The following is a 24,884-nucleotide window of genomic DNA, read 5'->3' as shown; positions in this document are numbered from 1 at the left end:
ATGGCACAAAAAACAATGATTCAAGCAATTACAGATGCCTTAGCTGTTGAAATGGAAAATGACAAAGAGATTTTAGTCTTTGGTGAAGATGTCGGTAAAAACGGCGGGGTTTTCCGTGCAACAGAAGGTTTACAAGAAAAATTCGGCGAAGATCGTGTCTTCGATACCCCTCTTGCTGAATCTGGTATCGGCGGCTTGGCTTTCGGTTTAGCATTAGAAGGTTTCCGTCCAGTTCCAGAAATCCAATTCTTTGGTTTCGTATTTGAAACATTTGACGAAATCGTTGGTCAAATGGCGCGTACTCGTTACCGTATGGGTGGTACACGTAATTTACCAATCACTATTCGTTCACCATTTGGTGGCGGTGTGCACACACCAGAATTGCACTCAGATAACTTGGAAGGATTGATCGCTCAATCACCTGGTATCCGTGTCGTTATTCCATCAAACCCATATGATGCAAAAGGATTATTGATTGCTTCTATCCGCAGCAATGACCCAGTTGTTTTCTTAGAGCACATGAAACTTTACCGTTCATTCCGTGAAGAAGTGCCAGAAGAAGCATACGAAGTTCCTTTAGACAAAGCAGCAGTAACTCGTGAAGGTTCTGATGTTTCAATCATCACTTATGGTGCAATGGTTCGTGAAGCAATCAAAGCTGCTGACAACTTAGCGAAAGAAAACATCAACGCTGAAATTATCGACTTGCGTACAGTTGCTCCTCTTGATGTTGAAACGATCATCAAATCAGTTGAAAAAACTGGTCGTGTGGTTGTCGTTCAAGAAGCACAAAAACAAGCAGGTGTTGGCGCTCAAGTCGTTTCTGAAATTTCTGAACGTGCGGTTCTATCACTAGAAGCTCCAATCGGACGCGTGTCTGCACCAGATACGATCTTCCCATTCGGTCAAGCTGAAAACATTTGGTTGCCAAATGCAAAAGACATCGAAGACAAAGTGAAAGAAATCGTGAACTTTTAATAGTTGAAGAAGGGAAGAATAGAAAATGGCATTTCAATTTAAATTACCGGATATCGGTGAAGGAATTGCAGAAGGCGAAATCGTAAAATGGTTCGTCAAAGCAGGGGATACCATCAATGAAGATGATACCTTACTAGAAGTTCAAAATGATAAATCAGTGGAAGAAATTCCATCTCCAGTAACAGGAACAGTGAAAAACATCGTTGTCCCTGAAGGTACAGTCGCAAACGTTGGAGATGTCCTTGTTGAGATCGATGCACCAGGACATGAAGACAACGAAGGCGATGCAGGTGTAGCAGCAGAGTCTCAAACACCAGCAAAACCAGCAGCAGAACCTACAACGGAAACGGCTGAAGCATCAGCTGGTTCTTCTGAAGGCGCAGGCGTTTTCCAATTCAAATTACCAGATATCGGTGAAGGAATTGCAGAAGGCGAAATCGTAAAATGGTTCGTTAAAGCAGGAGATACCATCAATGAAGACGATACGTTGCTTGAAGTTCAAAACGACAAATCAGTCGAAGAAATCCCATCTCCAGTAACAGGAACAGTGAAAAACATCGTTGTTGCTGAAGGAACAGTTGCAAATGTTGGTGATGTTTTAGTTGAAATCGACGCACCTGGTCACAACAGTGCGCCTGCTTCATCAAGCGCACCTGCAGAAGCACCAAAAGAAAAAGTGGAAACTTCTGGTTCAGCAAGTGTTGTTGAAGCAGCAGATCCTAACAAACGTATCTTGGCTATGCCTTCTGTCCGTCAATTCGCACGCGAAAAAGATGTGGATATTTCCCAAGTATCTGCAACAGGTAAAGGCGGACGTGTAACAAAAGAAGACATCGAAAACTTCCTATCAGGTGGCGGACAAGCTGCAAAAGCTGAAACTCAAGCTCCTGCGAAAGAAGAAACAAAAGCTGCAGCAACTGAAAGCAAACCAGCAGCTCCAGCAAAAGCCTTCAAATCAAACTTAGGTGATTTAGAAGAACGTGTTGCCTTAACACCTACACGTAAAGCAATCGCTAAAGCGATGGTAAACAGCAAACAAACAGCACCTCATGTAACCTTGCATGATGAAGTTGAAGTAACAAACCTATGGGATAACCGTAAGAAATTCAAAGAAGTTGCTGCTGCAAACGGCACAAAACTTACTTTCTTACCATATGTTGTGAAAGCATTGACTGCAACAGTGAAAAAATTCCCTATCTTGAATGCGTCGATCGATGATGCAAAACAAGAGATCGTATACAAAAACTATTACAACATCGGTATCGCAACAGATACTGACCATGGTTTGTATGTACCAAACGTAAAAGATGCAGATCGTAAAGGCATGTTTGCTATCGCCGATGAAATCAACGAAAAAGCAAAACTTGCTCATGACGGCAAATTAGCTGCAGATGATATGCGTAACGGTACCATCACGATCAGTAACATCGGTTCAGTTGGTGGCGGCTGGTTCACACCAGTAATCAACTACCCTGAAGTAGCTATTTTGGGTGTAGGTACGATCGCGCAACAACCAATCGTAAACGCTGAAGGCGAAATCGTTGTCGGACGTGTGATGAAACTTTCATTAAGCTTCGACCACCGTATCGTTGATGGCGCAACAGCGCAACAAGCAATGAATAATATCAAACGTCTATTAGCTGATCCAGAGCTATTAATGATGGAAGGATGATTAACAAATGGTAGTTGGAGATTTTGCTGTTGAATTAGATACAGTTGTAATCGGTGCGGGACCTGGCGGCTATGTAGCTGCCATCCGCGCTGCTGAAATGGGACAAAAAGTAGCAATCATTGAAAGAGAATACATCGGCGGCGTTTGTTTAAACGTTGGTTGTATCCCTTCAAAAGCTTTGATCGCTGCAGGTCATCATTACCAAGAATCTTTGGATTCAACAATGTTTGGTGTAACAAGTGAAAATGTTTCCCTTGATTTTACCAAAACACAAGAATGGAAAGACAACAAAGTCGTTAAAACGTTAACTTCTGGTGTTGGTTTCCTATTGAAAAAACATAAAGTTGAAACAATTGAAGGAGAAGCTTTCTTCGTTGATGATCACACATTGCGTGTCATCCACCCAGATTCAGCACAAACTTACTCTTTCAATAATGCAATCATCGCAACAGGTTCTCGTCCAATTGAAATCCCTGGTTTCAAATTCGGCGGACGTGTCCTTGATTCAACTGGCGGATTGGCATTAAAAGAAGTTCCTAAAAAATTCGTTGTTATCGGTGGCGGTGTCATCGGTTCTGAACTAGGTGCAGCGTATGCAAACCTAGGTGCAGAAGTAACGATCCTTGAAGGTTCTCCTCAAATCTTGCCAACCTATGAAAAAGACATGGTCAAATTGGTTGAAGAAGACTTTGCGAAAAAAGGTGTAACAGTCGTTACCAACGCAATGGCGAAAGAAGCAATTGACAATGGCGATAGCGTAACTGTGAAATATGCCGTAGATGGTAAAGAAGAATCAGTTACTGCTGATTACGTGATGGTTACTGTTGGCCGTCGTCCAAATACTGATGACATGGGCTTGGAACAAGCAGGTGTTGAAGTAGGCGAACGCGGATTGATCACGGTTGACAAACAAGGCCGTACCAACGTATCAAACATCTACGCAATTGGTGATATCGTTCCTGGTGCTGCATTAGCACATAAAGCCAGCTACGAAGCAAAAATCGCTGCTGAAGCAATCTCTGGCAAAAAAGTTGCTGTTGATTACAAAGCGATGCCTGCAGTTGCCTTTACTGACCCAGAATTGGCTTCTGTCGGTATGACCATCAAAGATGCCAAGGATGCTGGAATTGAAGCAAAAGCATTCAAATTCCCATTCTCAGGTAACGGTCGTGCGTTATCTCTAGGAAAAACCGAAGGATTCATTCGCTTAGTAACAACGGTTGAAGACAATGTGATCATCGGTGCGCAAATTGCTGGTTTAGGAGCAAGCGATATGGTTTCAGAACTTGCTCTTGCTATTGAATCTGGCATGAACGCAGAAGATATCGCATTAACCATCCATCCACATCCATCTCTAGGTGAGATCACAATGGATGCTGCTGAGTTAGCTCTAGGTTTACCAATCCACATTTAAGCTTTTTGAAACTCGTTCATCATTTGGTGAACGAGTTTTTTTATCACTAAAAATAAAGCGATCCTAAGCTATTGACAGAATCTTCTGTAAATGATACGATGCTCTTAATATTTCAACCGTTGATGAGGAAAGTACATTGATTTGGCAAGCCTAGAGAGTCTTCGTAGGGTGCAAGAAGAACTTGTAGAATCAATCGAAAATGGCCTCAGAGGTGATCTTCTGAACTTGTACGAAAGATAAGAAGATCCGGGTGCGCCCGCTATCGCGTCAGAGTATAACGACGTTTATTTGTCGCGTACTTGCTGAGAAGCATGTTGGAAAGTCTGCTTGAATAAAGGTGGTAACACGTAAACACGTCCTTTGATATCTCGATATCAGAGGGCTTTTTTATTTGTATTATTAAGGAGGAATAGTATGACAGAAAGATTTGAGACGATTCAATTACACGGAGGACAAACACCAGATCCTACCACAGGGAGTCGCGCCGTACCCATTTATCAAACCACATCGTATGTGTTTGAGGACGCAGATCAAGCGGCAGCGAGATTTAGTCTTAGTGAGAATGGCAATATCTATACCCGTATTACCAATCCGACAACGGCTGTTCTAGAAGAACGACTAGCCCTCTTAGAAGGCGGTGTCGGTGCGCTAGCAACGGCTTCTGGCTCAGCAGCGATCACCTATGCGATTTTAAATCTTGCACAAGCAGGAGATCATATCGTTTCTGCTGCTTCAATTTATGGGGGGGCCTATAATTTATTCGCTCATACGTTGCCAGATTTTGGCATCACTACAAGCTTTGTTGATAGTGAAGATCTGGCAGCACTAAAAGCAGCCATCCAAGAAAATACCAAAGCAGTTTTTCTAGAGTCTTTAGGCAATCCAGATATTGATATTGCCGACTTTAAAAAGATTGCAGCGATCGCTCATGAAGCAGGGATTCCCCTCATCATTGACAATACCTTTGCGACTCCCTATCTGTTTCGAGGATTTGAGCATGGGGCGGACATCGTCGTTTATTCCACGACAAAATACCTCGGTGGTCACGGTGCTGCTTTGGGAGGGGCCATTATCGACAGCGGCAACTTTGATTGGACAAATGGCAAATTTCCCAAGCTGGTCGATCCCGATCATAGCTACCATGGAATCTCATGGGTAGAAGCCGCTGGTAACGCTGCCTATATCACTCGGGCACGAACGATTCTTTTACGAGATACAGGCGCTGCTATTTCTCCCTTCAATTCATGGGTGTTGCTGTTAGGCATCGAGACGCTTTCGTTGCGGATGGATCGTCATGTAGAAAATGCGCAACAAGTTGCTGAATTTTTAGCCAAGCACTCGGAAGTCTCTTGGGTTCATTTCCCAACACTGCCGGACAGCCCCTATTTTGATCGGGCGCAGGAGTATTTCCCCAAAGGGACCAGTTCCGTCTTTTCCTTTGGATTAAAGGGTGGATCAGAAGCAAGCAAAACCTTTTGTGGCGCAACCAAGCTCTTCTCTTTGCTGGCAAATGTCGGGGATGCAAAGTCCTTGATCATCCATCCAGCTTCGACGACCCATTCCCAGCTTAGCGTAGAAGAACTTGCAGCAGCCAAAATTCGTCCAGAGACGATTCGCCTATCCATTGGATTGGAAAACATCAACGATCTATTGGAAGATCTCACGCAAGCCTTCCAACAGCTCTAAATAGTTGAAGCAGTAGGAAAAGCGCAGGATACTATGCTGCGCTTTTTTGTTGTCGGTTAGTGTTTCAAATAAAACTGCGGTTTCTGTTGTTAGAAGGATAGTAAATCCATCGGTTCTATGCTATATTTAGTTGCTAAGGAATATGGATAAGGTGGGGGATGTATGCGTAATCATGCAAGTGACAAGAGGATTCGGTTTTACTACACAAGTTTGCAATTTCTTTATTGGATGATGTTTTGCTCAATCTATGGCTTTGCGACCCTTTTTTTGATTTATTTCAAGGTCGATCCAGCAAAAATTGGCGGTATTTTAGCCTTAGTCAATATTGCGTCTACGATTTTGCAGCCCTTCATCAGTCAAATCATTATCAAAAAAAGTAAAGTACCGCTGATCGTTGTCTTGAAAACGATGACAATCGGCGTGGTCGCGGTGCTCTTAGCAGGTGTGATTTTCCCTGCATTATCAATACTGACCTATGTCTTAGGAGGGATTTTGCTCGTTTCCATGCAGTCCTTTCTCAACGCCTTGGCGTTTGAATACACGAATAGCGGCAACAAAATCAATTTTGGCTTTTCGCGTGCGGGTGGGTCACTAGGATTTGCGGGGACCTCCTTTTTACTGGGTCAGCTCTTGGAGGAGTTTTCGGCAGCCCTTTTGCCAATGATCGCTATCGGGCAGGCCGTTTTGTTTCTCATTATTTTGCTTTTGCTGCCAGCGATCAAGAAGCCAGAAATGCCCGTGATGCATACAGAACAAAGTCATTCAGGTGCCTTTCTGAAAAAATATCCTTTTTTACTCTTTCTCTTTGTCGGGTTTAGCTTTCTTTTCAGCTTCCACACGATGATCAACAGCTTTTTGGCACAAATTTTTGCCGATATTGGCGGTGGCAGTAAGGAAGTTGGCATCGCCCTGATGGTTGCGGCGTTATGCGAATTGCCAGGCATGATTTTCTTTGAACAGTTAGTGAGGATACGGTCTAGCCGTTTTTGGCTGTTGTTTTCCAGTGTTGCCTTTGCCATTCGTGGGGTGCTGATGCTGTTGATCAGCTCCATTATCTTGATGGAATTGAGCCATTTGATGCAAGGGGTTAGTTTTGCTTTGTTTATTCCAGCTTCGGCTTATTTGTTCAACCATAGTTTGGCAGATGAAGATCGGGTTTTTGGACAAACGATTATTATCATTGCTACCACGATCGGTGGCGTGATTGGCAATCTTTTGGGCGGGATGCTGATCCAAAGCTTCGGTGTTTGGGAAATGCTTTTGGTTGGGACTGGGTTTGCCGTTCTAGGTGCTGCATTGACCTTTATCGGTGTGAAAAAAATCCCTAAAAGTAACAAGAAACTAGCGATCCTAAGCGAATGATCGATAGGTAGAAAAAAGAGTTGCGGCCGTATTTGCTTCGGTCGCAACTCTTTTGAATCTGATTAACGGGTACTATTTCTTTTCTAGTACAGCGATAAATTCCCGCATATAGTCTGGTAGATCTGGAGGACGGCGGCTGGAAACGATATGTCCATCCGTAACCACAGGTGTATCCACCCATGTGGCTCCAGCATTTGTCATATCATCTTTGATGCCTGGTGTACTGGTGACCGTCTTGCCTTGCAGGATATTCGCAGAAATCAAGACCCAGCCTGCATGACAGATTTGACCAATGACTTTTTCGTCTTTGTCCATCGTTTGCACGAAAGAGATGACCTCTGGGAAACGTCGTAATTTATCAGGCGCCCAACCACCTGGAACTAAGATGGCATCGTAGTCATCGGCATGAATATCAGAAAAAGCATAGGCTGATTCTGCGGGTACACCGTATTTGCCAATATACGTTTTATGCGCTTCTTCACCGACTAAATCGACTTGCGCGCCTTCTTCCCGTAACCGATGAACCGGGTACCACAGTTCTAAATCTTCGAAATCATTGTCGACTAAGGCAATGATTTTTTTGTTTTCTAAACGCAAGAGAATTCCTCCTTTTTCTTGTTATTCTTACTGTAACATCATGCAAAGAGAAACACCAAAAGTATGCTTCTTAAAAAATGCCAAGAAGCTATTTTGAGAATGGTCATTCAGAGAAATGGTAGTGATGTAAGCGTTGTAATCATTAGGAAAGTAAGAGATAATGAAAGAAAGCCAAAGGAGGCGAAGATGTGGAAGCATTCGAAAATGCTCGAAAATTTATTTACAAAAACGCGCGCCCTTTAGACCTTGCTCGTTGGCAGTATCATTTTGAAAATGGATCTCGCGAGGCTGTATTACAGGCGTTACAATTCTACCAAAATGAAGATGGTGGGTATGGGCATGGTTTGGAACCGGATCATTGGAATCCCAACAGTACACCGATTGCAGTGTGGGAGGCATGTCGAATTTTAAGAGAGCTTGAATGCCTTCATTCGACAAATCCACAAGTCCAAGGGATTTTAAGGTATTTAGCTAGTGGAAAAGAGTTTTCTGAAGGGAAATGGTTCAACCAAGTGCCGTCAACGGTATCCTATCCGCATGCGATTTGGTGGGAGAGTCCTGTAGGCGTGCCAGCAGACAACCCAACGGTAAGTCTAGCTGGTATGATCTTAAAAACAGGGGAAACTACCCTCTATCAAAAAGCACAAGAAATCGTTGAAACAGCAGTTGCAAGTTTCCTTAAGGAACCAACCAGTGAAATGCACACATTAGTCGTCTATCTAGAATTATTACAAGACTGTGAAGAAATCCAGTATCAGCCTGTTTTAGCAAATGACCGCTTTCGCGAGATCTTATTCCAGCAAATTCGCCATACTGTCTCAAACGAGCCAGAAGAGTGGTTCACGTCTTATGTCAGTAAACCTTCAAATTTTTTCTTTACAAGAGAGCAGCTGCTTGGGATCTTTAGTGAAGAATTATGTAAAAAAGAAGCCCAAGAAATTTTAAAATACCAACAAGAAGATGGATCATTTGTCATTCCATGGCAATGGGGAACGGATTATCCAGAGTTTTTCATAAGTAAACAGTGGTGGAAATCAATTACTATCATTAAAAATTTTTTGTTTTTGCGGGCTTTTCTAGACGAACCTTTTTGAAATCGGTCATCTTTTACTAAGCAATCTCGTTGGAAGAAAAAAGGAATTTCCTTCTTATTTGAGATTCACGGATTTCAGCTTTTAAAAATCTCAATAGTTTGTATACAAGAGGTACATTCATTGCTAGGATGTACCTTTTTTGCAGCGGAGGCTCTGACCTATTTTCAATTTTGTGGTACACTGAATAAGATGAATAGGAGTGGTAATATGCGGGATTATCAATATCCTCTTGACTTAGATTGGTCGACAGATGAAATGGTCGTCGTCATGAAGATGTGGGAACGATTAGAACAAGCCTATGAAAAAGGCCTTCCTAGTAGTACGTTTCTTGAGGCGTATCAAGCCTTTAAGAAAGTCGTTCCTAGCATTGGCGAGGAACGCCGTTTAGGCAGAGAATTTGAAGAACTATCAGGCTATTCGCTGTACCATGCTGTGCAGGCAGCGAAAAAGACTGAGGGAAAACTAAAAATGAAAGGGTAGATCAACGAATGCATGAAATCGTTAATGAAGTTCGCCAGTGGATGATCGCTGCAGGTGAAACGATCAAAGACAATTTAAATAAAGAAGACTTAGTGGTCGAGACAAAATCAGGACGGAAAGACTTAGTGACAGAATTGGATAAAGCCACGCAAGATTTTCTGATTGGTAAGATCCAATCCTATGATCCGGATGCCAAAATTTTAGGTGAAGAAAACGGACTGGACACACTTGCCGACATGAGTGGGCGGGTCTTCATCATTGATCCGATCGATGGAACGATGAATTTCGTGTTAGAAAAAGAAAACTTTTGTATCATGATCGCGATTTACGAAGAGGGCAAAGGGCGCTTTGGCTTTGTCTATAATGTTATGAAAGATGAATTCTTATGGGGTGGTCCAGAGATTGGTGTCTATAACAATGGCGAGAAGATCGAACCGCCGAAAGATATTGCCTTATCCGAAGGTCTCGTTGGCTTGAATTCGCCCATGTTGATCCATAACCGCCACCACGAAACCGAGGTCAGTGACAAAGCATTAGGCATTCGTATGACTGGCTGTGCTGGGGTAGAGCTGATCGCCCTCGCTAAAGGACAAAGAGCAGGCTATCTTTCTCATCTTGCGCCATGGGATTATGCGCCAGGGGGCGTTTTGTTAGAAACCCTTGGATTAAAGATGGCAAACATCAAAGGAGAGCCGCTATCCTTGAATGGACGGGAATTGTTCGTAGGCGGTACACCGAAAGCTTTTGAAGAATTATTGGCGATCGTTAATCAATAAGAAAAAACCAGATATTTTATTAATATCTGGTTTTTTCTGTAAAAATGAAAACTTTGCACTATATTTCAGAAAGAAATTCTGGTATAATGGCTTGTCGAGTGCAATGTCACCAAAAAAGGAGTTTATAAATTGAATATTAGAAATGATATCCGCAACGTCGCTATTATTGCCCACGTTGACCACGGAAAAACTACATTAGTTGATGAATTATTGAAACAATCCCAAACGTTAGATAGCCATACCCAATTACAAGAACGGGCGATGGATTCAAATGCGATCGAAAAAGAACGTGGTATCACGATCTTAGCGAAAAATACAGCGGTTGAATACAACGGAACCAAAATCAATATCATGGATACCCCAGGACACGCGGACTTCGGTGGTGAAGTAGAGCGGATCATGAAAATGGTCGATGGTGTTGTTTTAGTTGTTGATGCTTATGAAGGAACAATGCCTCAAACACGTTTTGTATTGAAAAAAGCGTTGGAACAACATTTAGTACCAATCGTTGTTGTTAACAAAATCGACAAACCATCTGCTCGTCCTGAGCATGTTGTCGATGAAGTATTAGAACTATTTATCGAATTAGGTGCAGACGATGACCAATTGGACTTCCCAGTGATCTACGCTTCTGCGATCAACGGAACTTCAAGTGAATCAGATGATCCTGCTGATCAACAAAAAACGATGGCACCATTGTTTGATACGATCATCGAACATATTCCAGCGCCAATCGACAACAGCGACGAACCATTGCAATTCCAAGTATCATTGCTTGATTACAATGACTACGTTGGACGTATCGGTATTGGCCGTGTTTTCCGCGGATCAATCAAAGTTGGCGACCAAGTTGCATTGATGAAATTAAACGGAGAAGTTAAAAAGTTCCGTGTGACCAAACTATTCGGATTCTTCGGTTTGAAACGTTTAGAAATCCAAGAAGCCAAAGCTGGTGATTTGATTGCTGTTTCTGGGATGGAAGATATCTTCGTTGGTGAAACAGTTACACCAATCGATCATCAAGATTCATTACCTGTTTTACACATTGATGAACCAACATTGCAAATGACCTTTATCGTGAACAATTCACCATTTGCGGGTCGCGAAGGAAAATTCGTAACCGCTCGTAAAATTGAAGAACGCTTAATGGCGCAACTGCAAACAGACGTTTCATTGCGTGTTGATCCAATCGGACCTGACTCATGGATCGTTTCTGGACGTGGTGAACTTCATTTGTCAATTTTGATCGAAAATATGCGTCGTGAAGGCTTTGAATTGCAAGTTTCTCGTCCAGAAGTTATCGAACGCGAAATCGATGGCGTGAAATGTGAACCATTTGAACGGGTGCAAATCGATACCCCAGAAGAATACATGGGATCAGTAATCGAATCATTGGGAATGCGTAAAGCAGAAATGCAAGATATGATCAATACAGGGAATGGACAAGTACGGATCATTTTCTTGGCACCAGCTCGTGGCTTGATCGGTTACACGACAGAATTCCTATCAATGACTCGCGGCTACGGCATCATGCACCACACCTTCGATCAATATTTGCCAATGATCCAAGGACAAATTGGTGGCCGTCATCAAGGCGCACTTGTATCGATCGATACAGGAAAAGCAACAACATACTCGATCATGAGTATTGAAGAACGTGGAACGGTCTTCGTTGAACCAGGTACCGAAGTGTACGAAGGAATGATCATTGGTGAAAACTCTCGTGACAAAGACTTAACGGTCAATATCACGAAAGCAAAACAAATGACCAACGTCCGTTCAGCAAACAAAGACCAAACCTCAGTTATCAAGAAACCTCGTATTCTTTCTTTGGAAGAATCACTGGAATTCTTGAATGATGATGAATACTGTGAAGTAACACCAGAAAGCATTCGTTTGAGAAAACAAATCTTGAACAAGAGCGAACGGGAAAAATCACAGAAAAAGAAAAACAACTGATAACTAAAACAGTGATCGAAAGTTTTAAACACTTCTGATCTGTTCGATTTTCCGAAGGATGGAAAAGGGATTGCTCCTGTGGTGCAGCGGCTCTTCGCCGCAACCCCTAGAAAAGCAATCAGCCGATTTCCCTCCTTCGGTTCTTTTTTGCACGTCTACCCGATCTGTTGAACCGTTAAAATAAGCACCGCTTGCAATTTCGACCATTCCTTTTTAAAATGGAGAAAGTAAGCACAAAGGAGAAATCTATGAAAAATTATCCTGTTAAAAAGAATCAGGAACTTGAAGTCGATATTTTGGACCTTTCCCATGAAGGAAATGGGATCGCCAAAGTCGATGGGTACTTATTATTTATTGAAAACACCCTGCCAAATGAACGTGCCTTAGTCAAAGTATTGAAAGTCGGCAACAAATTTGGTTTTGCCAAAGTGATGAAACTGTTGCAAGCAAGTCCTGATCGTCAAGAATTACCGAATGAAGCATTGTTGCGCACTGGGATCGCCCCATTGAGTCATTTGAGCTATGACAAACAATTAGCCTTCAAACAGCAGCAAGTAGAGAATGTTTTGGCTAAAATCGCCAAACTGCCTGAAATCAAGGTCAATGCACCAATCGGAATGGAAAAACCATTTGGTTACCGCAACAAAGCGCAAATCCCTGTGCAAAAGATTCATGGGAAATTAACGACTGGATTTTACCGCAAAAACAGTCATACTCTGGTACCGATCGAAGACTTTTATATTCAAGATCCAAACATCGATCAAGCAATCATCAAAGTCAGAGATATTTTGCAGCGCTTCAATGTCAAAGCCTACAATGAAGAAGCCCATGAAGGGTTCTTACGCCACATTGTCGTTCGTCGTGGGCATCACTCAGGTGAAATGATGGTCGTATTAGTGACACGTAAACCGAAATTCTTCAAAGGAGAAGAAATCGCGGAAGTGATCCACGAAGAGATTCCAGAGGTTGTTTCTGTCATTCAAAACATCAATGAAGAAAAAACCAATGTGATCATGGGCGAGTTCGAGCGTGTCTTGTATGGCAAGTCATCGATCGATGATCAATTATTAGGCAAAACCTTCCAAATCTCAGCGAAATCTTTCTACCAAGTCAACACAGCGCAAACAGAAGTCTTGTATCAAACCGCCTTCGAGATGGCGCAACTGTCTGAAAATGATGTCGTTGTGGATGCTTATGCAGGAATCGGAACGATCGGGATCAGTTTGGCTGATCGTGTGAAAGAAGTGTTAGGGATGGAAGTCATTCCTGAAGCAGTGAACGATGCCAAAGCCAATGCCAAAAGAAATGGTGTCGAAAACGTGCATTACTTTATCGGTAAAGCCGAAAAAATCATGCCGCAATGGCTACGTGAAGGCATTCAACCGACGGTCGTCTTCGTTGATCCACCTCGCAAAGGTTTAGATGCCAGCTTTATTGAAACGACCGCTGCAGTTAAACCAGAGCGCATCGTTTACATTTCCTGCAATCCAGCAACCTTGGCTCGTGACCTCGCGTTGTTTGCGGAAGAAGGGTATGTGACAAAAGAAGTCCAACCTGTTGATTTGTTCCCACAAACGACCCATGTGGAGTGTGTCGTGTTGTTAGAACGTCGTTAAGAAAAACGAGTTCTTTTCAGTGATTTTGATCGTGAGTTCTTTTTATGGTAATTGTCATAAAGTCTTACGATAACAAAGTTACTAGAGAAGGCGAATCAATTGAGAAATAAGCAACTATAACCCATCTGTCTATCTAATTACGTCGATTGTGACGTTTAGAATGGATGAAATATAAAACCAGAAACTGGAACAGAAAGACATTCTTTTTTGTTCCAGTTTTTTTGTTCTTTCTCACTATTGATGAGCGGGGACAAAATCAATGCAAAAAGCAGTGAAGCTACAAATATGCAGACAGCCAAATCCTTTAACAAAATGGTTTGTCGGCAATTTATAGTTAATGTGTATAAAAATATGGCGTGTGGTGATTAGAAAGTATTATAATAAACGTAGTAAACAGAAAATTTTGTTAGGAGGGATTGCACATGGCAACGATTCGTGCATTTTCACACAAAGAGATTACACCGCAGAATGCGCATTTGTCTAGTTTTAAAGTGTTGATAGAGTCAGCTTTTTATGGGAACAATGTCACTTGGATTGATGATCTAGCCACTGCCTATCACTTAGCAAAAGAATCTTCTGGCGCTATTCTTACGGATATGCCGGTCACCCACACCGAAGAGCTAGGTTTACCAGAGGATGCAAAAGTCATCGTGTTCAATGACGGAAAAGTAGTCGGACGGACAGCGGCAGCTCGCCGCATCATCGGACATCCCGGGATTGATCGAAAATTGTATGAAGGGATTTTAAGAGATGCTTTATTTCAAGGGACACGTAAAAAATTTTATGGCAGTGAGGTTGTTGTAGGATTAGACGAAGCGTTTATGGTCAAAGCTCACCTGTTGTTACCAGAGCACTATGAAACCAATTTTTACTCTTATTTGTTGAATTTTCAATTGATGACGAAATCATGGGAGGAAAGGTATCAACGTTCCAAAGAATATCCAGAGACGGACATTTTTTTGTACGCTGATCCAGATTGGTCTCATCCTGATTTTCCTTATGGGCTGTCTCTCTTTGATCCTGAACACAATGTTGCGGCAGTCTTAGGCTTAAACTATTTCGGTGAATTGAAAAAAGCGACATTAACTTTGGCTTGGGCTACCGCGCATCGCAATGGTTTTGTGGCGTGTCATGGGGGAATGAAGCAGTATCAGTTACCGAATCGAACATTTACGATGGCTGCTTTTGGTCTTTCAGGATCAGGAAAATCGACTATCACATTGGCAGAACATGATGGCAAATATGAGATCAAGGTTCTGCACGATGATGCATTTGTGATTAATCAAACAAATGGTGCCTCCACTGCTCTGGAGCCTTCTTATTTTGATAAAACGCAAGACTATCCACTAACCAACCCAAATGTCCGCTACTTTATCACCTGTCAAAATGTTGGGGTTACTTTAGACGAGGAAGGAAAAAAGGTCCTCGTGACCCAAGATATTCGTAACGGGAATGGCCGAACCGTCAAATCTCGTTATGTCACACCTAATCGGGTGGACCATTTAGATTCGCCGATCGATGCCGTATTTTGGATCATGAAAGATGACACGCTGCCTCCGGTAGTAAAAATTGACGATCCGATTTTAGCCGCTGTTTTTGGTTTGACCTTAGCTACGAAGCGCACGACAGCTGAACATATTGTCGAGACCACGGATATAGATAAACTGGTCATCGAACCTTATGCCAATCCATTTAGAGTCTATCCTTTAGGGGAAGATTTTGCCCATTTCACGCACTTGTTTAAAGAAAACCAAACGGCTTGTTACATTCTAAATACAGGATTTTACAAAGGCAAGAAAGTCACGCCTGAAGTTACGCTGACATCGATTGAAAAAATTGTGGAAGGCGAGGCTGAATTTAAAAATTTCGGCGGGATCACAGAAATGAGTTTCCTGCCAGTAACAGGCTTTAAAGTCGATTTTCAAGATGCCTCCTATGTTGCTCATTTAAGAGAGCGGATGCAAGGACGGCTGGACTTTATTTTGGCTCAAGAGACAGAAAATGATGGCTATAATAAGTTGCCTAAAGAAGTAGCAACGGCAATGGAAAAGGTGATTTCTACATTAAGTGAGCTTCCTAGCTAATTTAGTTGAATCAAACTTCCGCAAGCGGCTTTTTTCCTGAAACACTTATTTTGTTAGCCAGAAAGGAGCGAATATCAACATTCAGTTTCACCATATCCAAATCACAGTCAATGATGTAAAAAAAGCAGAAGGCTTTTATGATCAATTATTGCACTATTAGGTTTTGACCTCCAGAAGAAATATTCTGGGTATTTAGAACATGCCGATATGGAAGTAGTAGAATATATAGGCGATTCATTTGATTTCGGCATTTGTTCCCCACGAAAAGAATGGAAGAACGAGAAAATCGATTCAAGAAAACCTGGCTCTGTTCAGCACATAGCATTTAAGGCGGAAAGCCGCGAAGTCGTAGATGCGATCTTTCCCAAAATAAAAGCTTTAGGGGTAAAGATTCTTCACGATCGACCAATGGAATACAAAGAGCGCATCGCCCCTAACTACTATGCCTTATTCTTTGAAAGCCCAGAAGGCATTCGTTTTGAACTATTTCATTATGCCTGATTCCTTAAACTAAAAGAGCGTGGCATGAACTTGTTGCGCGAGCGTGTTCTTATTCAGGTGATCTTTCATTATGGGGTTCGGATGATCATGCGATTTCAGTGACAAACTTTTTTCGAACCTGTCATCAGGAAAACTAGAACATTCTTTTTAAAAGTACGTCCGTCTGGAAAAAACTATTTGATTTCTAAAATTCATTTGGACAATTCAAAAATAAAAACCTAACTCGTGTGTTAAAAAGTGTTCGAATTTTTATCATTCTAGAAGCGAGTGCACCGCGGGTCAATGAGGATTATTGGGTTGATTGCACGACACTTAAGAGATGGAGGAAGATCAATATGGATCAGAGGGTTCAGCAAGACATCGAAGCAATCATTTCCCATCAATATGATCATGGCGCCGATTTATGGTCGACGCCAGACCATAAATTACTAAAAGGAGCACCCTTTACGACCTTAGAAAGTCCTCTTTATTTACTTGAACTTGGCATGCCACATGAGGAGAACTTATTAAAAGAGACAGCCGCATTAATCTTTCAAGGATGGAGAGAAGACGGCAGATTTAAAATTTCTCCGTCAGGGGGGATCTATCCATGTCATACAGCGTTGGCTTTGCGAGCGCTGTGTGCTCTTGGTTACGCAAGGGACCAGCGGCTGCAACAGACCTTTCACTATTTTCTTGCTACTCAGGAAGCAGATGGCGGCTGGAAGTGCAATAAGTATAGTTTTGGTCGCGGCCCTGAGACCCACTTTTCCACGCCAATGACGACGTTAACGGTCCTTGATGCCTTTCGCTATACTCATGATCGTGAACAAATGGAAACGCTTAAGCAAGCAAGCGAATTTTTGCTTGCTCATTGGGAGATCCGTCAGCCAATCAGTCCCTGTCATTATGGGATGGGTACATTATTTATGCAGACAGAATATCCCTTTAGAGGATACAATCTTTTTTATTATCTGTATGTCTTGTCTTTTTATCCTTCTGCCAGAAAAGACGCACGATTTTTGGAGGCTTTGCAGCAGTTTGAATCGAAAGTTCAAAATGGCAATGTCATCGTAGAACGGGTCGTACCCAAACTGGGGAAACTGAATTTTTGCCAAAAAGGGCATATCAGTCCCTTTGCCACACAGCGTTACCAAGAAATTCTTGCTCGATTGGCAGAGGATTGAGGAAAAAAACAGCCCTTTGAAAGGTTCCCCCCATCTAGACGATTCTTTTTCTTTTCTGGTACACTGTCTGTAAAGAAGCAAGTGATTAATCAACAGAGAGGAGAAAGACATGCAAAAAATATATCTTGTTGAAGATGATGCAACGATCGTCTCTGTTCTAGCAGAATATTTGCAGCAATGGGGGTACGAATGTGTTTCCGCGAAGAATTTTGCTAGCATCTTGCAAGAGTTTCATGAGATCAAACCGGATCTCGTTCTTTTAGATATTTCGCTGCCTTATTACAACGGGTATCATTGGTGCCAAGAAATTCGCAAGACGTCAGAAGTGCCGATCATTTTCCTTTCGTCGATGGATCAACAGATGAATCAGATCATGGCGATGAACATGGGAGCAGATGATTATTTAACAAAACCCTTTGATTTAGCCTTCGTTTTGGCAAAAATCCAAGCATTGCTGCGGCGGAGCTATCAGTATAGCCACCAACAAGCGCTGACCTTTGAGATAGGGCAAGTAACCTTTTATCCCACAGAAAATGTATTAAAAAAACAGGGGGAACAGTTGCCACTGTCTCCAAATGAAGCTCGGATTCTTTCCTTGCTTTTGCAGCATCGAGGGAAGATCGTAGCCAAAGAGACCATCATTGAAATGCTCTGGAATAGTGAAGAATTCATCGATAATAACACATTAGCGGTCAATATGACCCGCTTGCGAAAAAAATTAAGCCAGATCGAACTATCCGATTTGATCCAGACGGTAAAGAATAAAGGGTATTTGATAGAAAAGGAACACGCCTATGACTAACGTGAAAGAATATTTCGTCCTTTATGGAAAGTTTTATCTCGTTTACCTGCTGTTTAGTGCGGGCCTATTTGGGCTATTCTTTCTCCACAGCCTTTCGTTGGAGCCCTTCATTGACTATGTGGTCTTTTCAGGGGTGATCTTAGGGGGACTTTCCCTTTTTCATTATTTTCGTTACGCACAAAAAAGAAAGCAGCTGCAGCATTTATTAAGAAAAGAACGTATGACGGAAGCGGCGTTGGCGTTCTTGCCTGCCACTCGAAATCGTTTAGAAGACGAATACCAAGCCCTTCTTAAACAATTGGCAAGAGAAAAAACCACTTCTGATTACAAGGCAGCGTTAAAAAATGAAGAAATTTATGAAGATTTCGGCTTGTGGCTTCATCAAATCAAAACGCCTCTAGCTGCGCTGGATCTTTTGGTCCAAAGCGATTCGTTGTCACCGACGGAGGTCAAAGCGGAATTATTTAAGGTGAATGATTACTTGCAAATGATGTTGAATTATTTACGACAAAATTTAGCGAATGAAGATTTTGTCTTTGAGTCGATTGCTTTAGCGCCCCTCGTTCGTCAAACGATCAAAAAGTATGCCTTGTTTTTCTCGAAAAAGAATCTGCAACTGGACATGGCGGTGGATTTGACGGTGACATCCGATCGAAAGTGGCTCGTTTTTATTTTTGAACAGGTTCTTTTCAACAGCTTGAAGTATACCGAAATCGGTGCCATCAACGTTTTCACTAAAGACAATGCCTTGGTGATTCAAGATAGCGGCATTGGTATTCGTAAGGAAGACTTGCCAAGGGTGTTTGAGAAAGGATATACGGGACAAAATGGTCGCTTTCAGCAACGAGCGAGCGGGCTAGGCTTATATATGAGTCAACAAGCGGCTGAAAAAATCGGCTGCCGTTTATCGATTGATTCTGAAGTAGGACAGGGAACCATCGTCACACTTCATTTTCCCACCACAAATAACGGATAGCCGCAAACTTTCAACACTGTAAGTTTGCGGTTTTTATTGTAAGTCGCTTTTTTCTGCCAGTCAGCTTATTCTAAAAAGGAAGGAGGGAACAAGATGACACTTTTAAACATTCAACAAGTAAAAAAAATCTATCAAAGCCAGCTGAACGGACAACCCGTTGAAGCGTTGAAAAATATTACCTTTATGGTAGAAAAAGGGGAATATGTCGCTATCATGGGGGAATCAGGTTCGGGAAAGAGTACGTTGCTGAACTTGATGGCGACGTTAGACCAACCAACAGCGGGTGAAATGCAGCTGAATGGCATCGATCTGACCACGATCAAAGAAAGAGACGCAGCGAGTTTTCGACGGGATCACTTAGGCTTTGTTTTTCAAGACTTTAATTTATTGGACACCTTTTCGGTAAAAGACAATATTTTATTGCCATTAGTTTTATCAAAAGTTTCCGTCAAACAAATGGAAAAGCAGCTTCAGCCTATCGTACAAACTTTAGGGATCGCCGATTTATTGCAGCACTATCCGTATGAATTGTCTGGCGGACAAAAACAACGAGTTGCTGTCGCACGAGCAATCATCACAAAACCGGAACTGCTATTAGCAGATGAGCCAACCGGAGCGCTGGATTCGAAAACCTCTGATCAATTACTGACATTATTTCAACAGATCAATCAAAATGGACAGACGATCGTGATGGTCACTCACAGTTCGATCGCAGCCAGTCGCGCACAACGCGTCTTGTTTATCAAAGACGGGTATGTGTTTCACCAGCTGTATCGAGGGGATCGCAGCAATACCGCTTTTCTAGAAGCAATAGCCGAAACAATGACTGCTGTCTTTGCAAAGGAGGAGTAACCAATGTTCTTTCAAAAAATCGCCTTCTCCAATTTGCGTAAAAATGCCAAAGCTTACACACCCTTTTTATTATCTATGAGTTTCTTGGTGGCTGTTTTGATGATGACGCAAATCATCGTGAACAATCCAGGAATGAAGGAACTTCCTAGTAGTCAAAGCGCCATCTTCATGTTTCGTTTAGGAAATATCATCCTCATGATTTTTGCGGCGATCTTTTCCTTTTACACCAATAACTTTTTGATCAAACAGCGAAAAAAAGAATTTGGTCTCTACAATGTTTTAGGACTAGGAAAACGCGAGATAGCCTTCGTGGTCTTTTGGGAACTCTTTTACAGTTTTCTCATTAGTCTTGCCGCAGGATTGATCAGCGGCTTATTGTTTGCACGATTAGGATTTTTGATACTGAAGAAAATCTTAGCCGTAGGCGAGTTCTTTGTCTTCAAACTGTCATTTGAGAGTATTGGCTTGGTGATCCTGTATTTTATGTTCGTCTTTGGTTCTTTATTTTTATTTGACATACTGCAAGTACGCAAAACCAATCCACTTCAACTACTGCAGGGAAGCAAGCGTAATGAAAAAGAACCACGAGCAAAAGGCATTTTGGCACTATTAGGTGTCCTTTGTTTAGTGGCAGGCTATACGATCTCTGTGACGATCAAGTCTCCTATCAGTGCATTAGGCCTGTTCTTTGTCGCCGTTATCCTCGTAATCTTGGCTACCTATTTGTTGTTTATTGCGGGCAGTATTAAAGCATTGCAGTTTTTAAGAAAACGAACGACCTATTATTATCAAACGACCCATTTTATCAATGTCTCTACCATGCTGTATCGGATGAAGCAAAATGCGGCTGGTTTAGCAAGTATTTGTATTTTATCAACGATGGTGTTAGTGACCGTTGCTACGACCGCCAGTCTTTATTTTGGACAAAAGAATGTGATCGAAACCCGTTTTCCTTACGATGTTCAAATTGAGTCAGCGGCTGATTCCCAGCAAATAAACACAGCAATTAATGGACTTGAAGAGAAGCTAACGATCAAAGAGCGCCAGCATGTCACTACAACAAGACCATTGCTTTTTACCTTTGAGGAACCAAATTTTGTTCCCTCAACCAATTTTGAAGAAAATAGCGGTAGTTTAGATAAAGCCGTGTATCTTATTTTTCTTACCAGTTCTGAATACCATGAAATCACCGAGAAAACAGGCCCCGCTGACGACGAACTATTCGTTTTTCCCGCCACCTGGACGCATCAAGCATTACCAGAAAAGACGACGATCGATGATCGTCAATTTCGCTTGCGGGAATTGAAAGAACTGCCAACATTCACGAAAGTAGAAAACCCCGTTCAGCATCTTGTTCTCGTGGCGGATGATCAGTGGCTTGCCGAAAAGCTAAGCGCTTGGTATCAAAACGAAGAGTTTCAACTTTACCAGCAACCAGTGACAACAACAGTCTTTAATTTTCAAGCAGCAGAAACAAGCGATCGCGAAGCCATCGCAAAAGAGATTCGCAGCGAACTTCTGGCAGCAGATACTCAGGCGAGCGTTGAGTCAAAAGATCTTTTTGAAGTTGAGACAAAAACCTTTACCGGCGGCTTCTTCTTCTTAGGCTTGATTTTTGGTGTGATCTTTATTTTAGCTGCTGCATTGATCATTTATTATAAACAAGTTTCCGAAGGGATGGAGGACAAAGAACGTTTCGAGATCTTGCAAAAAGTTGGGTTAAGCCATAAGGAAGTCAAGCAAGTGATCCAGCAGCAAGTTTTGATGATCTTCTCATTTCCTTTGGTGGCAGCGATCATCCATTTGGCGTTTGCTTTACCAATGATTCGAAAATTACTGATTCTTTTTGGTCTGACGGATCGTAACTTATTGATTACGGTAACGATTATTTCTGTCCTGTTGTTTACAATGATTTATCTGCTGGTGTATTTCATCACCGCAAGAGTCTACTATCGATTGGTGGAGCGCAAACAGTAGCGGGGGGACAAATGCTATTTTGTCAGACGATAGCTAGATGGATTAGCCGTCACCGCCAAGAGCTACAAAAAAATAAAATGTAAGAACACCTCATCCATGAAGCGACGCTCAAAAGTTAGAATTTTTGGTCTAACAGTTTGGAATCACTACATGATTGAGGTGTTTTTTGATAGGCACGCCCGTTAGCCCACTTTTTAGAGTTGAAAAAAATCCTTAGGTGACCTATAGTGAAAAGGAGTAAAGCATGGGTATAGAGTGCCGCGCGATTGATAGTCATTTCAAAATAAAAGAGATCATGTGATCCAAAAAGGAGAAAGCCCTATGAAAGAGCAGCCGATAACCATTGGATTCCCCTTAAGAGGTGAGTGGCTTGCGCCGACTACACCAGCCGAGAAGATTCCTAGCCATGGTACCGATCGAATGGGGTTGCGTTATGCCTTTGATTTTTTACAAGTTAATTTTGAGGGGAAAACCAAAGCTTTTCATAATCGAAGCTTTCTGCGCTATTTCTTCTTAGGGGTTCCGCTGGAGAGCTGTTATTGTTGGGGCGAAAAAATCTATGCGCCTTGTGATGGCGAAGTAATTGTTGCAAGAGATGGCTATCGGGAACGGAAAATCGTTCACTGGATCAGAGATTTTTCGATCGCTGTAAAAAATGGTTTGTTTTTTGATGAACAAAAAGATGATTATCAACAAATAGCTGGCAACTACATTGTGATAAAAGCTTCTGAGGGCGTTTATATGGCATTTGTTCATCTGCAAAAAGGATCTGTCACTGTTTCCGTAGGACAAAATATCACCAAAGGGATGGTGATAGGAAACGTTGGCCATTCGGGAAATTCGACTTCGCCTCATCTGCATTTTCAAGTGATGGACACAAGTGATATCGGCCATGCAAAAGGTCTTCCTTGCCGCTTTGAAGAATATGAAGTGTACCAAGCAGGGGGATGGACAAAGGTGCAGAATCGGATACCAGGAAGTACGGATCGGATACGATTGTTGAAGGAATACTAAGGACCAGTTTTGAAACATTCGCATCAGGGCTTGCAGGATGCTCAACTGAAAGAACGTTTAAAAGTCTTTGGACTACTTTTAAGTACGTGAAATAATCTTAGGCTTTCAAAATTTGTGAAGAAAATGAAATGCAAGGAGAACAAATGAATCATTTACCCAATATCCTTACCACATCTCGACTGATTCTCGCACCACTTTTACTATTCCTTCAGCCAATGTCTGGCTGGTTTTGGCTGCTCTATTCCTATTGTTTTGTAAGCGACCTCGTCGATGGGCTGCTTGCAAGAAGGATGAATCTTACGAGTGAGGTGGGTGCCTTACTAGACAGTTTCGCAGATGTAAGCTTTTTTCTCGCAGTTTTTCTTTCTTTTCTACCACAGTTGTTGGCGGCACATACGCTTTGGGTCTGGCTACTAGTGATTGCTATGATTCGTTTTGTCAGTTATCTGATTGGCTATGTAAAATATCGGTCTTTTAGTAGTCTGCATACATGGCTCAACAAAGCAGTCGGTTTTCTTTTAGGTAGTTTCCCATTGCTGCTCATGGTGAGTCATGCAAAAATTGTTGTCTTGATTTTGGGGACCATCGCCACTGTGTCCGCATTAGAAGAATTGCTGATAACGATCCTCTCAAAAAATCTGGATAGAAATCAAAAATCGATATTCGAAAGTTTTAAGTAAGGCGCCTCTATCATTGAGGGCCTTTTTTTGCGTATTCATCGCTAATAGACTTTTAAAAGACCCTTCAAAACAATTTTAAAAATAACATTGAAAACAATTTTTAATGGTATTATGCTTATCTTTGAAGGGAGGCTTCACAAATGAATAGACAAGAACTGCATGCATGTATCAGTAAAAACCAGCCTAATATTTGCCAAATTGCTGCCTACCAAAATGGAAAGGAAGTTTACTCGGATGAATGGCATGAGTATAAGCCAGAGGATACTTGCCACCTTATGTCCGCTACGAAAAGTATCGTTTCTCTACTAGTTGGGATAGCGATCGATCAAGGCCTCATCAGGAGTGTCAATGACAAAGTCCTCGATTATTTTCCAGACTATCAAGTAAAACGGGGCGAAAAAACGATTCAGGATATTACGATCAAACACCTATTAACGATGCGAGCCCCGTATAAATGCAAAGGTGATCCATGGACAAAGGTTTGTTCGAGTGACGACTGGACCAGCGCCTCGCTTGATTTATTGGGAGGAAGAAAAGGGGTGACAAATGAATTCAATTATCAAACCGTTTGTCTGCAGATACTCACTGGTTTGTTAGCGAAAGCTTCTGGAATGACGACCGTTGATTATGCGAACCATTATTTATTTCGACCTCTTGGTGTAGCCGAACTGACCAATTATTATGCGGAAACGGCACAAGAGCATAAGCACTTTACGATGAGCAAGGCACCAAAAAAACCGGTTTGGTTTTGCGATCCTTTAAATATTGGCACTGCAGGTTACGGGCTTTGTCTTTCAGCAAAAGATTTAGCCAAAATCGGTGAGCTATGCTTGAACCAAGGCATCCATCAAGGACAACAAGTGATTTCTTCACAATGGCTCACTGAAATGGTCAATCCGCTAGAGACAAACATAGAGAAATTTCAAAATATGAGTTATGGGTATTTATGGTGGATCTTGGATGCTGAGAAAAGCACCTATGCCGCCATCGGCAATAGTGGAAATGTCCTTTATATTGATCCCGAATCAGAGACTATTATCGCCATTACGGCGTATTTTAAGCCAACTGTCTTTGATCGCATCGACTTTATCGAGACAGAGCTAAAACCTTTCCTTTTGCACTAATGAGCGTTAAGAAAAAGCAGTCTGCTGTCAAAAGTTGATTGCTTTTTTTGTAGACGAAAGCTTAATGATCCCTT

General features: G+C 42.0%; 20 protein-coding genes, 1 pseudogene and 1 other annotated feature. Of the genes and pseudogenes, 20 read left to right on the top strand and 1 reads right to left on the bottom strand.

What is annotated here, in order from left to right:
• From IGI69_RS09235 to IGI69_RS09215, 5 genes are all read left to right on the top strand, one after another.
• Complete coding sequence (locus tag IGI69_RS09235) at window positions 1-978, top strand: alpha-ketoacid dehydrogenase subunit beta (RefSeq protein WP_005230047.1); 978 nt, start codon at window positions 1-3, stop codon at window positions 976-978.
• A 25-nt stretch (window positions 979-1,003) separates the two neighbouring features.
• Window positions 1,004-2,650 (top strand): dihydrolipoyllysine-residue acetyltransferase, encoded by a 1,647-nt coding sequence (locus IGI69_RS09230; RefSeq protein ID WP_438740581.1) that lies wholly within the window; start codon window positions 1,004-1,006, stop codon window positions 2,648-2,650.
• Between the two features lie 7 nt (window positions 2,651-2,657).
• The gene (gene lpdA, locus IGI69_RS09225; RefSeq protein ID WP_005230052.1) at window positions 2,658-4,064 is read left to right on the top strand and encodes a dihydrolipoyl dehydrogenase; all 1,407 of its coding nucleotides are present in this window, start codon (window positions 2,658-2,660) and stop codon (window positions 4,062-4,064) included.
• Between the two features lie 110 nt (window positions 4,065-4,174).
• Window positions 4,175-4,428 (top strand) — a binding site (T-box leader).
• A 50-nt stretch (window positions 4,429-4,478) separates the two neighbouring features.
• Entirely contained in the window at window positions 4,479-5,750 is a 1,272-nt protein-coding gene (locus tag IGI69_RS09220) for an O-acetylhomoserine aminocarboxypropyltransferase/cysteine synthase family protein (protein WP_438740579.1), read from the top strand.
• 162 nt (window positions 5,751-5,912) lie between these two features.
• A complete protein-coding gene (locus IGI69_RS09215) occupies window positions 5,913-7,112 on the top strand; it encodes an MFS transporter (RefSeq protein ID WP_438740577.1) in 1,200 nt (399 codons plus the stop codon).
• Window positions 7,113-7,184: 72 nt separating this feature from the next.
• On the opposite strand, the gene IGI69_RS09210 is transcribed toward IGI69_RS09215, so the two are convergent.
• Window positions 7,185-7,709, bottom strand: a complete 525-nt coding sequence (locus tag IGI69_RS09210; protein WP_005230058.1) for a type 1 glutamine amidotransferase domain-containing protein — start codon at window positions 7,707-7,709, stop codon at window positions 7,185-7,187.
• A 188-nt stretch (window positions 7,710-7,897) separates the two neighbouring features.
• On the opposite strand from IGI69_RS09210, the gene IGI69_RS09205 reads away from it, so the two are divergent.
• From IGI69_RS09205 to IGI69_RS09135, 15 genes and pseudogenes are all read left to right on the top strand, one after another.
• The gene (locus tag IGI69_RS09205; protein ID WP_086295493.1) at window positions 7,898-8,803 is read left to right on the top strand and encodes a hypothetical protein; all 906 of its coding nucleotides are present in this window, start codon (window positions 7,898-7,900) and stop codon (window positions 8,801-8,803) included.
• Between the two features lie 207 nt (window positions 8,804-9,010).
• A complete protein-coding gene (locus tag IGI69_RS09200; RefSeq protein ID WP_008381425.1) occupies window positions 9,011-9,283 on the top strand; it encodes a UPF0223 family protein in 273 nt (90 codons plus the stop codon).
• A gap of 8 nt (window positions 9,284-9,291) precedes the next feature.
• Window positions 9,292-10,059: an inositol monophosphatase family protein gene (locus IGI69_RS09195; RefSeq protein WP_016611043.1), complete on the top strand. Its 768-nt coding sequence runs from the start codon at window positions 9,292-9,294 to the stop codon at window positions 10,057-10,059.
• Between the two features lie 129 nt (window positions 10,060-10,188).
• Complete coding sequence (gene typA, locus IGI69_RS09190; RefSeq protein ID WP_005236363.1) at window positions 10,189-12,018, top strand: translational GTPase TypA; 1,830 nt, start codon at window positions 10,189-10,191, stop codon at window positions 12,016-12,018.
• 248 nt (window positions 12,019-12,266) lie between these two features.
• On the top strand, window positions 12,267-13,634 hold the full coding sequence (gene rlmD / locus IGI69_RS09185) for a 23S rRNA (uracil(1939)-C(5))-methyltransferase RlmD (protein ID WP_074535237.1): 1,368 nt from the start codon (window positions 12,267-12,269) through the stop codon (window positions 13,632-13,634).
• 422 nt (window positions 13,635-14,056) lie between these two features.
• Window positions 14,057-15,718, top strand: coding sequence for a phosphoenolpyruvate carboxykinase (ATP) (locus tag IGI69_RS09180; protein WP_438740574.1), 1,662 nt, complete (start codon window positions 14,057-14,059; stop codon window positions 15,716-15,718).
• A gap of 73 nt (window positions 15,719-15,791) precedes the next feature.
• Window positions 15,792-16,219, top strand: a pseudogene (locus IGI69_RS09175) (VOC family protein).
• 335 nt (window positions 16,220-16,554) lie between these two features.
• On the top strand, window positions 16,555-17,385 hold the full coding sequence (locus IGI69_RS09170; RefSeq protein ID WP_438740572.1) for a prenyltransferase: 831 nt from the start codon (window positions 16,555-16,557) through the stop codon (window positions 17,383-17,385).
• Between the two features lie 109 nt (window positions 17,386-17,494).
• Complete coding sequence (locus IGI69_RS09165) at window positions 17,495-18,187, top strand: response regulator transcription factor (protein ID WP_016611088.1); 693 nt, start codon at window positions 17,495-17,497, stop codon at window positions 18,185-18,187.
• Window positions 18,180-19,163 carry a sensor histidine kinase gene (locus IGI69_RS09160; RefSeq protein WP_438740570.1) on the top strand — a complete coding sequence of 328 codons (984 nt, stop codon included), beginning with the start codon at window positions 18,180-18,182 and terminating at the stop codon, window positions 19,161-19,163. The genes IGI69_RS09165 and IGI69_RS09160 overlap by 8 nt, the downstream gene beginning before the upstream one ends.
• 93 nt (window positions 19,164-19,256) lie before the next feature.
• Window positions 19,257-20,015 carry an ABC transporter ATP-binding protein gene (locus IGI69_RS09155; RefSeq protein ID WP_438740568.1) on the top strand — a complete coding sequence of 253 codons (759 nt, stop codon included), beginning with the start codon at window positions 19,257-19,259 and terminating at the stop codon, window positions 20,013-20,015.
• A 3-nt stretch (window positions 20,016-20,018) separates the two neighbouring features.
• Window positions 20,019-21,992, top strand: a complete 1,974-nt coding sequence (locus IGI69_RS09150; protein WP_438740566.1) for an FtsX-like permease family protein — start codon at window positions 20,019-20,021, stop codon at window positions 21,990-21,992.
• 321 nt (window positions 21,993-22,313) lie between these two features.
• A complete protein-coding gene (locus IGI69_RS09145; RefSeq protein ID WP_438740564.1) occupies window positions 22,314-23,006 on the top strand; it encodes a M23 family metallopeptidase in 693 nt (230 codons plus the stop codon).
• A 128-nt stretch (window positions 23,007-23,134) separates the two neighbouring features.
• Complete coding sequence (locus IGI69_RS09140) at window positions 23,135-23,686, top strand: CDP-alcohol phosphatidyltransferase family protein (RefSeq protein ID WP_142968180.1); 552 nt, start codon at window positions 23,135-23,137, stop codon at window positions 23,684-23,686.
• 140 nt (window positions 23,687-23,826) lie between these two features.
• The gene (locus IGI69_RS09135) at window positions 23,827-24,810 is read left to right on the top strand and encodes a serine hydrolase domain-containing protein (RefSeq protein ID WP_438740562.1); all 984 of its coding nucleotides are present in this window, start codon (window positions 23,827-23,829) and stop codon (window positions 24,808-24,810) included.
• Window positions 24,811-24,884: the final 74 nt, after the last annotated feature.

Source organism: Enterococcus sp. DIV1083b (assembly GCF_051713705.1).
GTDB classification, from domain to species: domain Bacteria; phylum Bacillota; class Bacilli; order Lactobacillales; family Enterococcaceae; genus Enterococcus_D; species Enterococcus_D casseliflavus.
Note: the sequence above shows the minus strand (reverse complement) of the source record. Positions and strands in the feature narration are given on the sequence as shown.

What these genes read in the sequence shown, in the direction of transcription:
- IGI69_RS09235 (WP_005230047.1), top strand. Translation starts at nt 1, where the DNA reads ATGGCACAAAAAACAATGATTCAAGCAATTACAGATGCCTTAGCTGTT.
- IGI69_RS09230 (WP_438740581.1), top strand. Translation starts at nt 1,004, where the DNA reads ATGGCATTTCAATTTAAATTACCGGATATCGGTGAAGGAATTGCAGAA.
- lpdA (WP_005230052.1), top strand. Translation starts at nt 2,658, where the DNA reads ATGGTAGTTGGAGATTTTGCTGTTGAATTAGATACAGTTGTAATCGGT.
- IGI69_RS09220 (WP_438740579.1), top strand. Translation starts at nt 4,479, where the DNA reads ATGACAGAAAGATTTGAGACGATTCAATTACACGGAGGACAAACACCA.
- IGI69_RS09215 (WP_438740577.1), top strand. Translation starts at nt 5,913, where the DNA reads ATGCGTAATCATGCAAGTGACAAGAGGATTCGGTTTTACTACACAAGT.
- IGI69_RS09200 (WP_008381425.1), top strand. Translation starts at nt 9,011, where the DNA reads ATGCGGGATTATCAATATCCTCTTGACTTAGATTGGTCGACAGATGAA.
- IGI69_RS09195 (WP_016611043.1), top strand. Translation starts at nt 9,292, where the DNA reads ATGCATGAAATCGTTAATGAAGTTCGCCAGTGGATGATCGCTGCAGGT.
- rlmD (WP_074535237.1), top strand. Translation starts at nt 12,267, where the DNA reads ATGAAAAATTATCCTGTTAAAAAGAATCAGGAACTTGAAGTCGATATT.
- IGI69_RS09180 (WP_438740574.1), top strand. Translation starts at nt 14,057, where the DNA reads ATGGCAACGATTCGTGCATTTTCACACAAAGAGATTACACCGCAGAAT.
- IGI69_RS09170 (WP_438740572.1), top strand. Translation starts at nt 16,555, where the DNA reads ATGGATCAGAGGGTTCAGCAAGACATCGAAGCAATCATTTCCCATCAA.
- IGI69_RS09165 (WP_016611088.1), top strand. Translation starts at nt 17,495, where the DNA reads ATGCAAAAAATATATCTTGTTGAAGATGATGCAACGATCGTCTCTGTT.
- IGI69_RS09160 (WP_438740570.1), top strand. Translation starts at nt 18,180, where the DNA reads ATGACTAACGTGAAAGAATATTTCGTCCTTTATGGAAAGTTTTATCTC.
- IGI69_RS09155 (WP_438740568.1), top strand. Translation starts at nt 19,257, where the DNA reads ATGACACTTTTAAACATTCAACAAGTAAAAAAAATCTATCAAAGCCAG.
- IGI69_RS09150 (WP_438740566.1), top strand. Translation starts at nt 20,019, where the DNA reads ATGTTCTTTCAAAAAATCGCCTTCTCCAATTTGCGTAAAAATGCCAAA.
- IGI69_RS09145 (WP_438740564.1), top strand. Translation starts at nt 22,314, where the DNA reads ATGAAAGAGCAGCCGATAACCATTGGATTCCCCTTAAGAGGTGAGTGG.
- IGI69_RS09140 (WP_142968180.1), top strand. Translation starts at nt 23,135, where the DNA reads ATGCAAGGAGAACAAATGAATCATTTACCCAATATCCTTACCACATCT.
- IGI69_RS09135 (WP_438740562.1), top strand. Translation starts at nt 23,827, where the DNA reads ATGAATAGACAAGAACTGCATGCATGTATCAGTAAAAACCAGCCTAAT.